Here is a 16723-nt window from a genome sequence, read left to right as displayed (position 1 = left end):
GCCGCGCGGCATGCCGTGCGGCTGTGGTGGCGTGGGCCATCCGCCGTCCCGGGAGGATGCGTGGCACAGTGGCGATATGTGCGGCCGTTATGTGTCCACCCGCAGCCCGCAGGACCTGACCCGGCTCTTCGGCGTCCTCGACTGGCGCTCCGAGGAGACACTGGAACCGAACTGGAACGTCGCCCCCACCGACGAGGTCTATGCCGTCCTCGAGCGCGCCCCGCGCGGGGACGACGACGGAGCGTCGGTGCGCAGGGAGCTGCGGCCGCTGCGCTGGGGGCTGGTGCCCTCCTGGGCGAAAGACCCGAAGATCGGCTCCCGCATGATCAACGCGCGGGTGGAGAGCGTGCACGAGAAGCCCGCTTACCGCACCGCCTTCGCCCGGCGCCGCTGCCTGCTCCCGGCCGATGGCTTCTACGAATGGCAGCAGCTCGAGAGCGGCAAGAGCGGCAAGAGGCGCAAGCAGCCGTATTTCATCCACCCCACCGATGAGCAGGTGATGGCCCTCGCCGGCCTGTACGAGTACTGGCGCGACCCGGAAGCGGACGATGCCCCGGGCGCCTGGCTGATGACCTGCACCATCATCACCACCGAGGCCACCGACGCGGCCGGCCGCGTCCACCCCCGCATGCCGCTCGCCCTGGCCCCGGAGCACTACGATGCCTGGCTCGACCCTCACCGCGACGACGCCGACGAGCTGCGCGGCCTGCTCACTCAGCCCGCGGACGGCCACCTGAGCGCTCGGCCCGTTTCGACGGCGGTGAACAACACCCGCAACAACGGTCCGCAGCTCCTGGGCGAGGTCACCAGTTACCCGCCGGATTCCGGTACGCGGCCAGCAGATCGTCCGTGAGCCGGCCGACCACCTCGGCCACTTGGGTGCGCAGATAGTGGTGGCCGCCGGGGAAGCGGTGCACCCGGGCGCCGGCCGTCGTACGAGCGCTCCACTCGTGCAGGGTCTCCGGGTCGACCATCGGGTCGTCGAGTCCGCCGAAGACGCTCAGCCGCGCGTGCAGCGGCGGCCAGGCCCGCCGCGTATGGTGCAGCAGCGCCACCGCGTCCGCGAGGAACGGCGTGTAGACGGTGCGCGTGAGCGCGTCGTCGGCCGGTGGCTCCCAGCCCATGATCTCGGTGATGACGGCGATCCCGGAGCCGAGGTTGCGCGCGATGTGGTCGTCGAGGCCGTCGCGGTGGGGTGGTGGAACGGCGGAGAGGGCGAGCAGGTCCGGTTCGGTGCGTGACGCCGACCGGAGGCGGTGGGTGGCCTCGAAGGCGAGCAGCGCTCCGAAGCTGTGGCCGAAGACGGCGTAGAAGCCGTCGGCGGGTGGCCGGTGCCGCAGGTCCGCGGCGATCTCTTCCGCGATACCGGCGGCGGCCCAGCCGATGTCGGTGATCGACGGTTCCCCGGTGCGGGTGCCGCGGCCCGGCAGGTCGACGGCCACCAGGTCGAACAGTTCGGAGAACGCGGCGGTCCAGGGCAGGAAGAACTCCGATCCGGTGCCGGACGGTGGCACGCAGTAGAGCCGGATCCGCGCGGTCTGCCGGTCGGTGAGCCGGTTGAGCTTTGGGGCGGGGAAGGGCACAGGCGGTGTCATGCGCCTCGCCTGACCCGTCCGAGAAGGCGCGGGGCGAGCTGCCGGACACCGGCCGCGGTGGCCAGTTCCATCGTCGGGACGACGCAGTCCAGCCTGCGCTGCAGTACGGAGCTCAGCTCGGCCGCCATCAGCGACTCCAGGCCGAGCTGGTCGAGCCGGGTGTCGGGGTCGATGCGTTCCGGAGCGGTCTGCAGCACCGTGGCGAGCGCCGCGACCAGCACCTCGGTGACGAGGGCCAGCGCCTCGGGTTCGTCCGCCGAGCGCACCAGCTCCGGTATGTTCCGGTCGGCGTCGTGGGGATCGGCGTCCGGCGCGGGCAGGATCTCGGCGAAGCGCGGTGCGGCGACGGCGGGGAGGAGCTTCGCGGTCTGGGCCCAGTCCGTGTTCCCCACCATGACGACGTCCGCGTCGGGATCGGTGATCAGCTCGCCGAGAACCCGGGTGGCGGTCGTGGAGTCGAGTTCCCCGAACCCGGCCTGGCGCATGGTGTCGACCATGCCGGCCCGGTCGGCGTAGCCGGTGTCGGAGATGGCGCACCACTGGACGGCCAGTCCGGGCAGCCCCGCGGCCCGGCGCCGCCGGATGATCGCCTCGCCCGCCAGGTTGCCCGCGGCGTAGGTGCTCTGCCGGAGGTTGCCGGCGAGCGCGGAGATGGAGCTGTAGAAGACGAAGAAGTCCAGGGGCCGGTCTCGGGTGAGCCGGTCCAGGTGTGCCGTGCCGTTTAGTTTCGGGCTCACCACGGCGCGGGTCCGCTCGTCGTCCAGCTCCACCGCGGTGGCGTCGTCGAGGACGTCGTCGAGCACCATGGCGGCGTTGATGACACCGCGCAGCGGGTGGCCGGTGGCGTCGATCGCGGCCACCAGTTCCCGGGTGGCCGCGGGGTCGGTGATGTCGGTGGCGTAGGCGGTCGCCTGTGCCCCCTCGTCGGCGATGCGGGCGAGCACCGCGCGGGCCTCGGGGTGGGCGGCGCCGCTGCGGGAGGCCAGCGCCAGGTGGCGCGCCCCGCACCGGGCCAGCCAGAGGGCGGTGGCCGCGCCGAACCCGCCGAGCCCACCGGTGACGAGGTACGTCGCCTCCGGGTCCGGGGACACGGGAGGGCGGGGTGCGCGTACGGGGAGCGGTTCCGCGGGGTCGAGCGTGATGACGATCTTGCCGATGTGCCGGGAGTCCCGCAGCAGGGCCATGGCGTCGGCGATCTGGTCCGCCGGGTAGGTGAGGTGCGGCAGCGGCCGGTACACCCCGGACGCGACGTGCTCGGCCAGTTCGTCGATCATCTGCCCGGCCACCGGGCTGTCGCCCTGGAGCAGACTGGTGAGGTCGACCCCGAAGAAGGACAGGTCGCGGGAGAACGGCCGCAGGGCGAGCGCGTTGTCGGCGAGGATGTCGCGCTTCCCCAGCTCCACGAACCGGCCGTGCGGGCGCAGCAGTTCCATGCCGCGGCCCAGCGCCTCCCCCGCCACCGAGTTGACCACCACGTCCACCCCGCGGCCCTCGGTGATGTCGAGGACCTCGTCGGCGAAGCCGAGGCTCCGCGAGTCCCGTACGTGGGGGTAGCCGAGCAGGCGCAGCAGCTGGCGTTTGGCGGGGGTGCCCGCGGTGGCGATGACGGTGGCCCCGACGTGTTCGGCGTACCGCAGCGCGGCCAGCCCCACTCCCCCGGCGGCCCCGTGCACGAGGATCGTCTCGCCCGGGCGGAGCCGGGCCAGGTAGTCGAGGCCGTAGTGCACGGTGGCGAAGACCGTCGGGATGGTGGCCGCCTCGGTGAACGGCATGTCCTCGGGGATGGGGACGGTGAGCCGGGCCGGGCAGCGCACATGCGAGGCGAGGCTTCCGGACTGGGCGACCATCACCCGGTCGCCCACGGCCCGGTCGGTCACCCCGGCGCCGACGTGGGTCACCACTCCGGCGCATTCGAGGCCCAGCAGCGGGGTCCCGGTGTCCGGTGTCGCGGCCATGGGCGGCACCAGTCCCCGGGAGACCATGATGTCGGCGTAGTTGAGCGCGGCCGCCCGCACCTCGATGACCACGTCTCCCGGTCCGGGTTCGGGCGTGGCCACCGCCGTCCAGGCCGGTCCGTCGTCCGCCACGGCCAGGGCGAAGGGGCGGACGCCGCGGGTGGCGGGGCGGCGCTCGGTGATCCGTGGTACGAAGCGCCCGCCCCCGGTGAGCACGACCTCGTCCTCCTCGGTCCCGGCGAGCAGCTCCGCGCGGATGTCCGCCGCGGTGGCGCCCGGGGCCACCGCGATCCTGCGGACCCTCAGCAGGGGGTTCTCGCTGGTCAGGGTGCGGGCCTGGGCCCAGGCGGCGGCCGGGGCGGGGCGTTCGGGAACGGCGGTGCGCTCGCCGGTGGTCAGCACCCAGGCGTGCACCTCACGGCTCTCGGGCAGCGCCTGGCAGGCGGTGACCATCGCCCGGAGGACCGCCGCCTGCCGGACGACCAGGCCGACGGGGTCGGCCGTGTCCTCGGCGGCCTCGTCGCCGAGCATGACCAGGATCCCGGTGCTCTCCTCGGTGCCGGTCAGCTCGGTGCGGTTCAGCGCGGCGCCCCATCGCGCGGCGTCCTCGGAGGCGTCGATGTGGCTGACGGAGCGGCCCGGACCGCGCAGCCGTGCCACCACGGATGCGGCCAAGTCGTCGAGGCCGTCGGTCGCCACCAGGAAGTGGCCGGGCGCGGTGGCGGCGGGTTCCGGCGCGGTGTGTTCGCGGTCGCCCCGGTCGGCGAGGAGGACCGAGCAGGTGGGCTCCTCGCCGACCTGGGCCACGTCGGTGAACCCGGCGGAGCGCAGGACGTGGGGCCACTGGTCCCGGGCCAGCAGCATGTCCTCGCGCAGATCGGTGTCGGTGAAGCCGGTCGCCGAGGGGAGCAGTCCGTAGCAGGGGGCGAAGAGGTCGTTGTCGTGGAACTCCACGGCGAGCAACCGGCCACCGGTGTCGAGGAGTTCGGCGACGTGGCCGAGGGCCCGGCGCACGTCGGTGGTGGCGTGCAGGACGTTGGCGGCGATCACCAGGTCGAAGGAGGCGGCGTGGAAGCCCTGTTCGGTGGGGTCCCGGTCCAGGTCCAGCGTCCGGTAGTCGAGGAACCGGTGGCCGGCGAACCGGTGGCGGGCGCGGGGGAAGAACGCGCTGGAGATGTCCGTGTAGGCGTAGGTGGTGCGGTCGGCGGGCAGCCGGGGCAGCAGCCAGGCGGTGGTGGACCCGGTGCCGGCGCCGACCTCCAGGATCCGCAGCGGCCGGTCCGCGGGCCAGGCGTCGATCAGTCCGGTGAGCAGTGCCCCCGCCATCCGGTTGAGGTAGTGGTGTACCACGGAGGTCGTGTAGTGCAGCTCGGCGAGGCGCTCGGTGTCCGAGAAGAGCAAGCGCATCGGGTCGACGTCTCCGGTGAGCACACCGGCCAGTTGGGGCCCGCACCGCGCGTACAGGAGCAGCTCCGGCGCCATGGCGGGGAAGTCGCGCAGCAGACCGGCGAGGAGCCGGTCCGGTTCCGGGGTCCGGTCGAGCACACCTTCCCGTTCGGCGAGCGCCCGCAGGTTCTCGTACAGCTCGCGGTTGGCCGGTCGCTCGCCCCTGTCCTCCAGTTCGGCGAGCGCGGCCGTCACGAAGTGGCCGGTCAGGTGTTTGACCCGGCGTACGAAGGCGGGGCTGTCGTGGCGCCGGGCCGCGGCGCTCAGCGCCGCCACTTCCGGGGCCCGCGCGGCGGCGAGCGCGGTGGCGGTCGGCTGCCCGGCCGGGCCGGTGGCCCCGGGCAGTGGTGCGGCCCGGAGCGTGGTGACGATGCGGTCGATGCCGCTCGCGGCTCCCTTGTTGCGGCGTACGTGGACTCCGCGCAGCTCCATGGCGACGGTGCCGTCCGGGTCCGCGACGCTGATGTCCACGATCGCCTCGCGCAGCGTCAGGTCACGCGTACGGATCAGTGCCACGCCCCGGTCGGCGGGGGTACGCCAGAACCGGACCCGCTCCAGTGTGGCGGGCAGGAACTGGTGGACTTGGCCGTTCTCGGCGCGGGGAAGCAGCGCCGCGATGGATTGCAGCGTGGAATCGATCAGGGCCGGGTGGGCGTGGAACCCCTGCGCCCCGGAGGGGTTGGCGTAGTCGGCGAGCACCGTGTCGTCGGCCACGGCGAGCCGCTGGACACCGCGGAACGCCTCTCCGTAGGCCAGCTCTACCTGCCGCATCCGTGCATAGTGCCGTTCACCGGAGATCTCGGTCCGGGCGGCCGCGCGGATGGCCGCCACGTCCAGGGGCGCCGGAGGCTCGCCGTGCAGCCGGCGCACTCGCGCCTTCGCGTGTTCCTGCCAGTCCTCCTCGCCCCGGCGGGAGGCCACGCGGAGCACTTCACCTGCGAGGCGGGTCTGCACGGTGGTGTCCATACCGGGGTCGTCCCACGGCAGTACGAGCGCCTTGCCGATGTCGAGGCCGGTGACTTCCACGGCCCCCTCGTGGCCGCTCCGGTCGTGGCCGCTCCTGTCGTGGACGCTCCGGCCGGCCGCGAGCGCCATCTCCAGGTACGCGGCGCCCGGCATCACGACCGCCCCGCTCACCCGGTGGTCGCCGATCCAGCCGTGCCGCGACGGCTCGACCGGGGTCTGCCAGGTCGGTTCCACGGTCGGCAGCCGGTCGCCGAGCAGCTGGTGGCCCGACTCCTGCCCGCCGCCCGGTCGCGCCGACCACCAGTCCGGGCCGCCGTTGAAGTGGGGCTCGCGCTGCCATGGGTAGGCGGGCAGCGGCACCACCTTGCCGCGTACCGGGAACCAGGTGTCCCCGTCGGCCTCGGCCCCGGCGGCGAGCACCGCCGCACAGGTGGTCCGCACCGCGGCGGCGCCGGCCGCCTCGCGGGACAGCGTGCCGACCGTGGTCACGGGCCGGTCCACGGTGGCGCACTGCCTGCGCAGATAGCCCAGCAGCACCGGATGGGGGCCGATCTCCACGAGCGTGCCGCAGCCGTGCTCGTCCACCAGGCCGGTGACGGCGGGCCCGAACAGCACCGGCTCCCGGATGTTGCGCCACCAGTATCCGGCGCCCAGGTCGGTGCCCGGCAGTGTCCCGCCGGTGACGGTGGAGACGAACGCGGCGGTACCGGCTCGTGGGGCGAGCCCGGCCAGCGACGTGTGCAACCGGTCCCGGATGGGTTCCATCGACCGGCTGTGGAAGGCGTAATCCAGGTCCAGCTCCCGGACGAACACACCGCGGCGGAGCAACTCGTCCCCGAACGCGGCCAGTTCGGCGGCTGGCCCGGAGAGGGTCACATCGGTGGGACTGTTCACCGCGGCCAGCTCCAGGTCCCGGCCGGCGATCAGCGCGGTGACCTCGTCGGCGGGGAGCCCCACCGCCGCCATCCGGCCGCCACCGGCGGTGTCGGCCTGCGCGTGACCGCGTTCGGCGATGACCCGGCAGGCCGACGGCAGGTCCAGCGCCCCGCAGGCGTGCGCCGCGGCCACTTCGCCCACCGAATGCCCCGCCACCGCGGCGGGCCGGATGCCACGCTCCCGCAGCAGTGCGGTCAGCCCGATCTGCACCGCGAACAGCAGCGGCTGGGCGATCTCGGTCCGGTGCAGCTCAGGCCGCGCGGACCTCAGCTCCCCCAGCACCGACCAGCCCAGGTGTCCGGCCAGTTCGGCGTCCACCTCGGCGACGGCGTCGCGGAACGCCGGTTCGGCGTCCAGCAGTTCCGCGCCCATGCCCGCCCACTGGGCGCCGTTGCCGGAGTACACGAACGCCACCGGCCCCGGGCTCGCGCTCCCCGCCGCTCCCCCGCTCAGGGGGGCGCCCTCGGCGATGGTCTCCAGCAGCGCGGCGGCCTGTTCGGCGCTGTCGGCCAGGACGGCGGCCCGTTCACGGTGGTGTCCGCGCCGGACGCAGCTGGTGAAGGCGATGTCGTAGAACGCGTCGGTGGTGTCCCGGAGCCGGGCGGCGGTACGGGTGACGGCCTCGGCGAGCGCCTTGGGGGTGGCCGCCGAGACCAGCACCGGCAGGGCCGTCGCCTCCGGCGGCGGGGTGGCGGAGGGCGGGGGTGGCGGGCCGAGGACGGCGTGGGCGTTGGCCCCGCCGAAGCCGAACGAGTTGACCGCCAGCGCACCGGGGGCCAGGGGCCGCGGCGCGGTCACCGGCTCCAGGCCCAGCGCGGAGAAGTCGATGGCGGGGTTGAGCGGTTCGGCGTGCAACGACTCCGGAATCACACCGTGGCGCAGCATCAGCACGCATTTGAGCAGACCGGCCATGCCCGCCCCGGACTCCAGGTGGCCGAGGTTCGACTTCACCGAGCCGATGGGCAGCGGCGTACGCCGGCCCGCGCCGAGCGCCTGCCCCAGCGCCCGGCACTCGATCGGGTCGCCCGCCTGCGTACCGGTGCCATGCGCTTCCACATAGGACACCTCCTCGGGGCGCACCCCGGCGCGGTGGTGCACCTGGCGCATCAGGTGCTCCTGGGCCTGTGCGCTGGGCAGCGAGAGCCCTGCGGTGCGTCCGTCCGCGCCCACTCCGGTGCCGAGGACCACGGCGTGCACGGTGTCGCCGTCCGCCGTGGCGTCGGCGAGGCGCTTGAGGACCACCACGGCGCCGCCCTCGGCGCGGACGTATCCGTCGGCGTCCGCGGAGAAGGAGCGGCAACGGCCGCCGCGGGAGAGCATGGACGCCTTGGAGAACCCGATGAAGTCCCCCGGGCTCAGCAGCAGATTGATCCCGCAGGCGAGCGCGACGCCGCCCTCTCCGGCGTCCGCGGCACGGAGGTGTGCACAGGCCTGGTGCAGGGCGACCAGGGACGAGGAACAGGCGGTGTCCACCGCCATGGACGGCCCCCGCAGGTCGAACAGGTGCGAGATCCGGTTGGCGGTGTTGCAGAGCGCCGCGCCCGCCATGGTGTACGCCGTGATCGCCTCCGGGCGGGCGTACTGGAGTTGGCCGTAGTTGGCGTTGCTCACGCCCACGTGGACCCCGGAGCCGGACCCGGCGAGGGTCGCCGGGTCGATTCCGGCGTCGTCGAGGGCTTCCCTGGCCATCTCCAGCAGCAGCCGCTGCTGCGGGTCCATGCGGCTGGCCTCACGGGGCGACAGCCCGAAGAACGCGGCGTCGAACCCGGTGATGTCCTCCAGGAATCCGCCCGCGGCCGAGTACGCCTTGCCGGGCCGTCGTGGATCGGGGTCCACGAACCGGCGCGTGTCGAACCGGTCCGCCGGTATCTCACCGACCAGATCGCGCCCGTCGGCGAGCGCGGCCCACAGCTCCTCGGGCGCCGTGATGCCACCCGGCAGTCGGCAGCTGAGCCCGACGATGGCGATATCGTCGGCCTGCTCTTCACGGGCGAACGGGGCGGGCAGCGTGGACGTGTTGTGTTGCGCCATCGCCACCGACCCTATCAACGGCCAAGCCCCGGTCGGCGGGTTGTGGCCGGCACGCGGCGGGTCGCCCCGGGGCCGGGTCGACAGGCTCGCGCCCGGCGTCGACGCCCGGCTCCGGAGCCCGGTGGCCGCTGTGGCTGCCGTGGCCGGAGAGAATGCCGCGGGACCGCTCAGCGGAAGTATTCCGTGAACCTGGCCATGGCTTTCAAGTCGGCCTGGGCGTCCTCCCAGTCGAGGCTCTGGAGAAGCTGCGTCGTCCCGGCGAGGCCGGGCCGGTCGAGGCCCGGCCGGTCATTCTTCCGGCTCCGTTTGCGGCCCGGAACCGGCCGGAGGCACCAGCATCCGCGTGAAGGACTCGGCGACCGCGGCGATGTCCACCTCGGGGCCGTGCATCCACTGGATCTGCAGGCCGTCCAGCACCGCCAGCACCGCCCTGGCCAGGTGCCCGGCCGGCAGGTCGGCCCGGATCACCCCGGCCCGCTGCGCCTCTTCGAAGTCCTGTGTGACCTCCGCCGCGAGGTCCCGGTAGCGCTCGGCGAAGTAACCGTGCGCGGGGCTCTCCGGATCGGTGGCCGCCGCCGAGAGCGTGACGTACAGCTTGGCAAGCCCGGGGTGATCGGTGGTGTGACGCGTGCTCGCCACCATGATGTCGATCATGCTCCGGTCCTCTCCGGCGCCACCGGCGAGCGACTTGCCCAGCACGTCCCGCCGGTCCAGGACCGCGAGGAGCAGGTCGTCGCGGGTGGGGAAGTAATACGTCAGCGCGGGCTGCGTCACCCCGACCCGGTCGGCGATGTCCTGCATGGAGGCTCGTTCTCCGTGCTCGTCGATCGCCTCGTAGGCGGCCTGCAGGATCCGTTCCCGTCGCTCCGCGCTCTTGCGATACGGACCCCGGGGCTTTCGCTGGTTCGTCATTCGTCAGACCGTAGTTCACTTCGCTGGACGGGAGACCGGCGTGTGACCTGGGCCCCGACCGTGATCGTCGCCGTGTGGGGGAGGTCGTCGGCGGCGAGTCCGGCCAGCATGGTGACATCGCCCGGCTCGATGCCGCGGCGCCCGTCGGTCAGGGTGTGGTGGAGCCGTTCGACGGGGGTCTCCAGGACGACGCGCACAGCCGGTCCGGAGCAGGGGCTCCGGACCGGCTGTGCGGGGGGTACGTACGTCAGCCGGCGGCGGCCACGGGTTCACGGTCCGTCCCGGCCGTCGGCTTCGGGTCGGGCTCCGTGGGCTTCTCACCCGGCGCGGAGGCGGCCTGCGGCTCGGGGGTGTGATCGGAAGCGGAGGTGTAGGGGATCTCGCCACGGAGGACGGCCTTGGCGCGGTCCTCGTCGAGCTGACCCTCCCACTTGGCCACCGCCAAAGTGGCGACACCGTTGCCGACCACGCTGGTCAGGGCGCGGGCCTCGGACATGAAGCGGTCGACGCCGAAGATGAGCGCCAGCGCTGCGGCGGGTACGTGGGGAACCGCGCTGAGGGTGGCGGCCAGGGCGATGAAGCCGGAGCCGCTGACACCGGCGGCGCCCTTGGAGGTGACCAGCATGACGGCGAGCATCGACAGCTGCTGGGTGAGGCTGAGGTCGATGCCGAGGGCCTGGCCGAGGAAGACCGAGCCCATGGTCAGGTAGATGGCGGTGCCGTCGAGGTTGAAGGAGTACCCGGCGGGCAGTGTGATGCCGACGACCGGCTTGGAGGCGCCCGCGTGCTCCAGCTTGCCCATCATGCGCGGCAGCACCGGCTCGCTGGACGAGGTGCCCAGGACGATCAGCAGCTCCTCCCTGATGTAGCGGAGGAAGGGCAGCAGACGCAGTCCGTTGAGGCGCATGACCGCGCCCAGGACGACCAGGACGAAGAACAGGGCGGTGAGCCAGAAGGAGCCGACCAGCAGGAAGAGGTGGCGCAGGGTGTCCAGGCCGTAGTTGCCGATGGTGAAGGCCATGGAGCCGAAGGCGCCGACCGGGGCCAGCCGCATGATCCAGCGGATGAGCGTGAACAGGACCTTGGACAGCTTCTCGATGCCCTGGGTGAGCCCCAGCCCCGCCTCACCGGCGGCGTTCAGGCCGAAGCCGAACAGCACCGAGATCAGCAGCACCGGCAGGATCTCGTGACCGGTCAGCGCGCCGAGCAGCGTGTCCGGGATCATGGCGAGCACGAACGCGGCGAAGCTCTCGTGGCTCGCGGTCGCCTCCGGCGGCAGGCCCTCGGTGGAGAGAGTGGAGACGTCGACGTGCAGTCCGCTGCCGGGCTGGACCACGTTGACGACGACCAGGCCGATCACCATGGCGACGGTGGTCAGCACCTCGAAGTAGATCAGCGCCTTGAGGCTGACCCGGCCGACGGCGCGCGCGTTGCCCATGGAGGCGATGCCATGGACGACGGTACAGAAGATGATCGGCGCGATCATCATGCGCACCAGGGCGATGAAACCGTCGCCCAGGGGTTTCAGCTCGGCTCCGAACGACGGCCACAGCCAGCCGACGGCGGCCCCGGCGAGGACACCGATCAGGCACTGCACATAGAGCAGGGACAGCAGCCGGCGGATGCGGCGCGGTGGAGCGGTGCCGGTACCCGGCGCGGCGTCGTTGCGGCTCATGCGTGGCGTCCTTCCAGGACGGGAACGAGAAGTTCGGCTCGGGCGATGCGGCGGGCGGCGCGGTGCAGCAGCACCGTGGGGGACGTGCCGTCCGCCGCGGGGACGGCTTGGGCGGTGATGACACCTGCCGGGGTGCCCAGGCGCAGCGTGCCGTCGGCGGTCTGCCGGGCGAGGCGGTGGGCGAGCGTGCCGGGGATGGCGGCCGCGGTGGCCAGGGCGACGGCGGAGGTGAGACCGATCGCCGGGTGGGGGGCGTGCATGGAGACCATGCGCACGGCCAGGTCGTACTCGTCCTGTGCGACCAGGGTGCCATGCGTGGTGCGGTACGGGGCAGGTCCCGCGACGACACCGACCTTCGGTACGGCGTGGCCGACGGGATCGCTCTCCTCGGCCAGCCCCATGGCCAGGGCGGCCCGGCGGCGCAGCACGGTGAGCGCGGGCACCGCCGTGGAGAACTCGGCCGGGGATTCGGTGCCGTCGAGGCCGAAGGCCTTGGCCTCGAACAAGGCGGCCGGGGCGCCGGCGTCGACCAGGGATGCCTCGACCGGGCCGGTGGGCCCGGCCAGGGTGTCCAGGGCCCGGCCGGTCGGCAGGGCGCGCCCCGTGGTCGTACCGGCCGGGTCCTCGAAGCCGAGCAGGACCGGCACACCGAGCGCGGCAGTGCCCGGCACCGCGGCCGCGCCCTCGTCGGGGGCCGCGCCTGCGGGGGTGGGGATGGTGCCGCTGAGGCGGGCCCCGGTGTTGACGTTGAGCATCCGCACCGTGGTGGAGTCCGACGTGATCTCTACCAGGCCGTTGTGGACGGCGTACAGGGCGACGGCGGTGGCGCAGTTGCCGCAGTTGCTGGTCCACTCCACGTGCTCGTCACCGATGCCGACCTGCGCGAAGGCGTACTCGACGTCGATGTCCGGTTCGGGCGACGCCTGCACGATCGCGGCCTTGGAGGTGGTCGAGGAGGCACCGCCGACACCGTCGATCTGGCGGGGGTCGGCGGCGTTGTAGGCGGCGAGCAGCAAGGTGTCGGCATCCACACCGCTCGCCACCACGTCGCGGCGGTCGAAGATCCAGCACTTGCTGGTTCCTCCGCGGATCATCTCGCCCTGCAGACGCAACACAACAGACTCCTCGTGGAAACCCCGACGGCCCTTCCGTGTGGGGTGTGATCCACAGTGGGCGCGGAGAGCGTGAAGTACAATCACGGAAATCTGCATGGCTATTAAGTTGAAGTTAATCCTGGAGGTGGACGGTGCTTGATGTCCGGCGCATCCTGCTCTTCACCGAGGTCGCCCGCCGAGGCTCGGTCACCGCGACCGCGCGGGCTCTCAACTACACGCCGTCAGCGGTGTCCCAGCAGGTCAGCCGCCTGGAGGCGGAGGCCGGGCAGCCCTTGCTGCAGCGCCATGCGCGGGGTGTCACGCTCACCGACGCGGGACGTGCCCTGGCGATGCGCGGGCAGCGGATCGAGCGTGAGCTGACGGCCGCGGAGAACGAGCTCGCCGACTTCGCGGGGCTTCGTGCGGGCACCCTCCGCATCGGCACCTTCCCCACCGTGGGCGCTTCCCTCCTCCCCCGGGCCGTGATCGCCTTCCGGGAAGCGCACCCGGACGTCACGCTGACGGTGCGCAGCGCCCGCATCGCGGGCCTGTGGGCGATGCTGGAGAACCGGGAGATCGAGATGTCCCTGATGTGGGACTACGACTGGAACCGCATCGACCGCGAGGACATCGTCGTCACCCCGCTCGCCGACGACCCCCCGGCCCTCCTCGTCAGCAAGGACCATCCCCTCGCCGACCGTCCCATGGCCGCCCTCGCGGACTTCGCGGACGATCCCTGGATCACCCGCGCCGACCACCACCCGGTGGCCGAAGCTCTCGCCCGCAGTTGTCACACGGCCGGTTTCGAACCGCGGATCGCCTACGAGGCCCACGACTACCAGGAGGCCCAGGCCATGGTCGCCGCGGGCATCGGCGTCGCCCTCGCGCCCACCCTCGCGCTGGAAGGCATCCGGAGCGGCGTCAGCGTCCTGCCCCTGCAACCCCCCGCGCCGGTGCGCCGCATCCTCCTCGTCCGCATGAGCGACCACATCCTCACCCCCGCCGCCCAGTCCTTCGCGGGCTTCCTGCGGGACAGCGCGACGGCCGGTACGTCAGCGGGTCAGGGGCTGGACCCGGTCGCGGAGCGTGCCCCGGGTGGAGCGTCGGCCCCCTCGGGGGCGCGCCGGGACGCGTGGGCTTCGGCGAGGAGGAGGTAGCCGGCGGCCGTCCAGGTGTAGGCGCGGTCGCGCAGCCCGCTGCCGGCGAGGGCGTCGAAGTTCTCCGCGAAGCCGTGGCGTTCGCACAGGGCTCGGAAGCGGGCGCTGATCTCGTCCGCGAGCCGGTGGTGGCCACCGCGCCGCAGTCCGTCCTCGACGAGGATGGTGGCGGGTGCCCAGATCGGGCCGCGCCAGTAGCCGTCCGGGCGGTAGTGGGGCGAGGTGGGAAGCTCGGTGGCCAGCCCGTAGGGGGTCAGGTGTGCCTCGATCCGGGCGGCCAGGGTGGTGGCGATGTCGTCGGGCAGGTGCTCGCCCAGCACGATCGGCATCAGGTCGAGCAGGCTGGAGCCGCTCCAGGTCTCGCCGCTCCCGGCGCCCCGGGCAAGGAACCGCTCCCCCGTCCAGAGTTCGCCGAGCATGGCCGCCTGGGTCTCCCGCGCGGTGCGTGTCCACTTCCGCGCGTCGTCGGGGTGGCCGAGTTCGGTGGCCAGGGACGCGAGTTCACGCAGTTGCAGGACGAGGAACGCGGCGAGGTCGGCGGTGACGACGACGCGTTCGCGGTCGAAGGTGGTGGCGTTGTCCCAGCCGCTGTCGTTGCCGTGCTGGTAGTGGGGCAGGGCGGCGCCGGGCGGGCGGCGCGCGGTGAGCCAGAAGTTCGTCCAGCGCCGCAACCTGGCGTAGATCGCGGCGAGTTCGGCGCGGTCGGGGGGTTCGGGGAGGCGTCTGCGCAGGTGGCCCAGGGCCCAGCCGTGGATGGGTGGTTTGACGAAGTTGCGCAGGACCTCCGAGTGGGTCACCGAGTCGGGCAGGGCCCCGCTCTCGTCCTGGTGGTCGAAGGGCAGTGAGAACTGGTCCCAGGCCAGCGCGGGCGCTCCGGGCGCCAGGGCGAGGGCGTTGAAGCAGTGGTCCCAGCTCCAGACCTTGTCCATCCAGTGCTTGGACATCAGCACGGCGGGCCGCGTGACGAAACCCGCCGGGTCGACCGTCGCCGACCACAGGACGTACGCGGCGAGTTCGGCGGCCGGGGTGCGGGAGGAGCGCCAGGGCGCCACCGCGTCGGCGAATGCCGTGAAGCTGTGTTCCGCCGCGGCCACCACCTCGCTGAACGTCGTTCCGGCGGTGTAGGGGGCGCGTGCGGTGTCGAGCTCTTCGATGGCGGCCTCCCACGTCTCGCCGGGGCGCGCGCCGACGTCAAGGCCGCGCTCGGCTGTGCTCAGGGCCTGGTCGCCGGTGACACCGCGTACGTCGCCCGCCAGGACGGTGACCCGGTAGCGGCGGCCGGTCTCGTACGAGGTGAACACATACGACCCGTCCACCGGGTCACGGTAGAAGTAGGAGCCCGTGAACGGGGTCAGCCGCTGTGCCGCCGCGGTGACGCGCAGCCCCGGCCCGTCTCCGCGCAGGCGCACGGTGTCCGGCGACGCGTAGGCGAGGCCGATCGCCCCGCCCTCGGGGGTCGTCCAGCTGAGGAGGCCGGGTGTCGCCGTGACCCGGGTCGTGATCCGCTCGCGGGCCGTCGGATCGAGGGGGACGAGGCGCAGGACGGCGTGCATGCCGTTCTGGTGGGACACCAGGTGAAGGTCGTCGGCACGGGTCTTCTCCGCCAGCACCGGGGAGATGCCGAACCAGGACCCGTACGTGCTGAACGGGATGTCGCGTACGGAGAAGGCCGGGCCGGACCGGGCTTCGGTCATGCGCCGCGACTCGTCTCGTGCCAGGCGGGCCCGGTGCTGGCGCGCAGGGAGACGGGCGGCGCCAGCAGGTGGTGGCGCGGCGCCGCGTCGGGCCGGCCGAACCGCTCGACGAGCAGTTCGACGGCGAGGCGCCCCATCCGCCCCGCCGGCACGTCCGCCGCGGTGAGCTGCGGGGTCACCGTCTCCGCCCACCGACTGGCCACCACCCCGGTGACGGAGAAGTCGCGCGGCACATGGCGGCCCGCCACGGCCAGGCCACGGTAGAGGCCGCCCAGCGCGGCCTCATTGAGCGTGACCAGCGCGGTGGTGGCCGGATCGTCGCGCAGGATCCGCTCCAGGCACGTTTGCCCGGAGGGAGCGTCGTCGCCGCAGCAGTAGGTCCGCACGGTGAGGCCGCGCTCGGCGGCGGCCTTGGTGAAACCGTCCAGCCCGCGGTGCGCGGACTCGTACCCCGCGCGCAGCAGGTGTTCGGGCCGGTTCACCAAGGCGATCCTGTGGTGGCCCAGGTCGGCGAGGTGATGCACACAGGCCGCGGCCAGCGCGGTGTGATCCAGGCCGACCCACCAGTGGCCGTCCGGGCGCGCGGTGCGGCCGATGCAGATGGCGGGGAAGTCCTCGGCGGCGAGGTGGTCGATCCGGTCGTCCTGGAGCCTGATCTCCATCAGGATCGCGCCGTCGACCCGCCGCTCGGCCAGCAGCCGCTGGAACGAACGGTCGCTGTCCACGCCGCTCGGCGAGAGCAGCACGTCGTAGTCGTAGGCCGCCGCGGCCTCCACCACGCTGCCGATGAAGTCCAGTTGCATGCCGGTGTAGTGGTTTCCGGCCGGAGGGAAGACCAGGCCGATCGTGCTGGTCCGGCCGTTGGCCAGGGCACGCGCACTCGCGTTGGGGCGGTAGCCCAGTTCGTCGATGACCCGCTGGATCTTTTGCCGCGTCCCGTCCGACACCGAGCGCTTGCCGCTCAGGGCGTAGGAGACGGTGCTGCGCGAGACACCGGCCCGCTTGGCGATCTCTCCGATGTTCACGGCGCCCCTTCGCCGACCCGGTCCGGAAGCGGACCGGTTGTCGAACCGGTTCGCATGAAGGGACGTTAGGACCGGCCGCCAGCCGCCGTCAATCCCCCGCGCACACTTCGAGAACCCGCAGTTCGATCCGTGCCGGAGGTATTGCTGGGTGTTTTCGGGCGGTGCTAGCTTCCGTCGAACCGGTTCGCATGGTGGACGAGATGGATCACCCAACGGAGACCTCAATGCGACGCAGAC

General features: G+C 72.8%; 10 protein-coding genes. 2 read left to right on the top strand and 8 right to left on the bottom strand.

Translation table 11 applies throughout. The features are described 5' to 3' along the window. The first annotated feature begins 76 nt into the window (after positions 1-76). Complete coding sequence (locus ABZ562_RS24735) at positions 77-853, top strand: SOS response-associated peptidase (RefSeq protein WP_361483598.1); 777 nt, start codon at positions 77-79, stop codon at positions 851-853. Here the strand turns inward: ABZ562_RS24735 and ABZ562_RS24730 are convergent. From ABZ562_RS24730 to ABZ562_RS24705, 6 genes are all read right to left on the bottom strand, one after another. Continuing rightward, a complete protein-coding gene (locus tag ABZ562_RS24730) occupies positions 804-1595 on the bottom strand; it encodes an alpha/beta fold hydrolase (protein WP_361483595.1) in 792 nt (263 codons plus the stop codon). The two genes, ABZ562_RS24735 and ABZ562_RS24730, sit on opposite strands and share 50 nt — an antisense overlap. Next, positions 1592-8929, bottom strand: a complete 7338-nt coding sequence (locus tag ABZ562_RS24725; RefSeq protein ID WP_361483592.1) for an SDR family NAD(P)-dependent oxidoreductase — start codon at positions 8927-8929, stop codon at positions 1592-1594. The genes ABZ562_RS24730 and ABZ562_RS24725 overlap by 4 nt, the downstream gene beginning before the upstream one ends. A 288-nt stretch (positions 8930-9217) precedes the next feature. Continuing rightward, positions 9218-9841, bottom strand: a complete 624-nt coding sequence (locus ABZ562_RS24720; RefSeq protein WP_361483589.1) for a TetR/AcrR family transcriptional regulator — start codon at positions 9839-9841, stop codon at positions 9218-9220. After that, positions 9838-10038: a hypothetical protein gene (locus ABZ562_RS24715; protein WP_361483587.1), complete on the bottom strand. Its 201-nt coding sequence runs from the start codon at positions 10036-10038 to the stop codon at positions 9838-9840. The genes ABZ562_RS24720 and ABZ562_RS24715 overlap by 4 nt, the downstream gene beginning before the upstream one ends. Before the next feature lie 50 nt (positions 10039-10088). Then, positions 10089-11516 carry a C4-dicarboxylate transporter DctA gene (gene dctA, locus ABZ562_RS24710; protein ID WP_361483585.1) on the bottom strand — a complete coding sequence of 476 codons (1428 nt, stop codon included), beginning with the start codon at positions 11514-11516 and terminating at the stop codon, positions 10089-10091. Continuing rightward, positions 11513-12631, bottom strand: coding sequence for a PrpF domain-containing protein (locus ABZ562_RS24705; RefSeq protein ID WP_361483582.1), 1119 nt, complete (start codon positions 12629-12631; stop codon positions 11513-11515). The genes dctA and ABZ562_RS24705 overlap by 4 nt, the downstream gene beginning before the upstream one ends. Before the next feature lie 131 nt (positions 12632-12762). Between ABZ562_RS24705 and ABZ562_RS24700 the strand changes: the two genes are divergently transcribed. Beyond that, the gene (locus ABZ562_RS24700; RefSeq protein WP_361483579.1) at positions 12763-13767 is read left to right on the top strand and encodes a LysR family transcriptional regulator; all 1005 of its coding nucleotides are present in this window, start codon (positions 12763-12765) and stop codon (positions 13765-13767) included. Here ABZ562_RS24700 and ABZ562_RS24695 read toward each other — a convergent pair. Both ABZ562_RS24695 and ABZ562_RS24690 read right to left on the bottom strand, forming a co-directional pair. Next, entirely contained in the window at positions 13671-15461 is a 1791-nt protein-coding gene (locus tag ABZ562_RS24695; RefSeq protein ID WP_361483576.1) for a trehalase family glycosidase, read from the bottom strand. The two genes, ABZ562_RS24700 and ABZ562_RS24695, sit on opposite strands and share 97 nt — an antisense overlap. After that, positions 15458-16486, bottom strand: a complete 1029-nt coding sequence (locus ABZ562_RS24690) for a LacI family DNA-binding transcriptional regulator (RefSeq protein ID WP_361483573.1) — start codon at positions 16484-16486, stop codon at positions 15458-15460. The genes ABZ562_RS24695 and ABZ562_RS24690 overlap by 4 nt, the downstream gene beginning before the upstream one ends. Between the last annotated feature and the right edge of the window lie 237 nt (positions 16487-16723).

The sequence above is a fragment of the Streptomyces sp. NPDC019937 genome (assembly GCF_040631655.1).
Classification (GTDB): Bacteria; Actinomycetota; Actinomycetes; order Streptomycetales; family Streptomycetaceae; genus Streptomyces.
Note: the sequence above shows the minus strand (reverse complement) of the source record. Positions and strands in the feature narration are given on the sequence as shown.

Excerpts from the sequence above, each read along its gene's own strand:
- ABZ562_RS24720 (WP_361483589.1), bottom strand. The coding sequence starts at position 9,841 with ATGACGAACCAGCGAAAGCCCCGGGGTCCGTATCGCAAGAGCGCGGAG.
- ABZ562_RS24730 (WP_361483595.1), bottom strand. The coding sequence starts at position 1,595 with ATGACACCGCCTGTGCCCTTCCCCGCCCCAAAGCTCAACCGGCTCACC.
- ABZ562_RS24725 (WP_361483592.1), bottom strand. The coding sequence starts at position 8,929 with ATGGCGCAACACAACACGTCCACGCTGCCCGCCCCGTTCGCCCGTGAA.
- dctA (WP_361483585.1), bottom strand. The coding sequence starts at position 11,516 with ATGAGCCGCAACGACGCCGCGCCGGGTACCGGCACCGCTCCACCGCGC.
- ABZ562_RS24695 (WP_361483576.1), bottom strand. The coding sequence starts at position 15,461 with ATGACCGAAGCCCGGTCCGGCCCGGCCTTCTCCGTACGCGACATCCCG.
- ABZ562_RS24735 (WP_361483598.1), top strand. The coding sequence starts at position 77 with ATGTGCGGCCGTTATGTGTCCACCCGCAGCCCGCAGGACCTGACCCGG.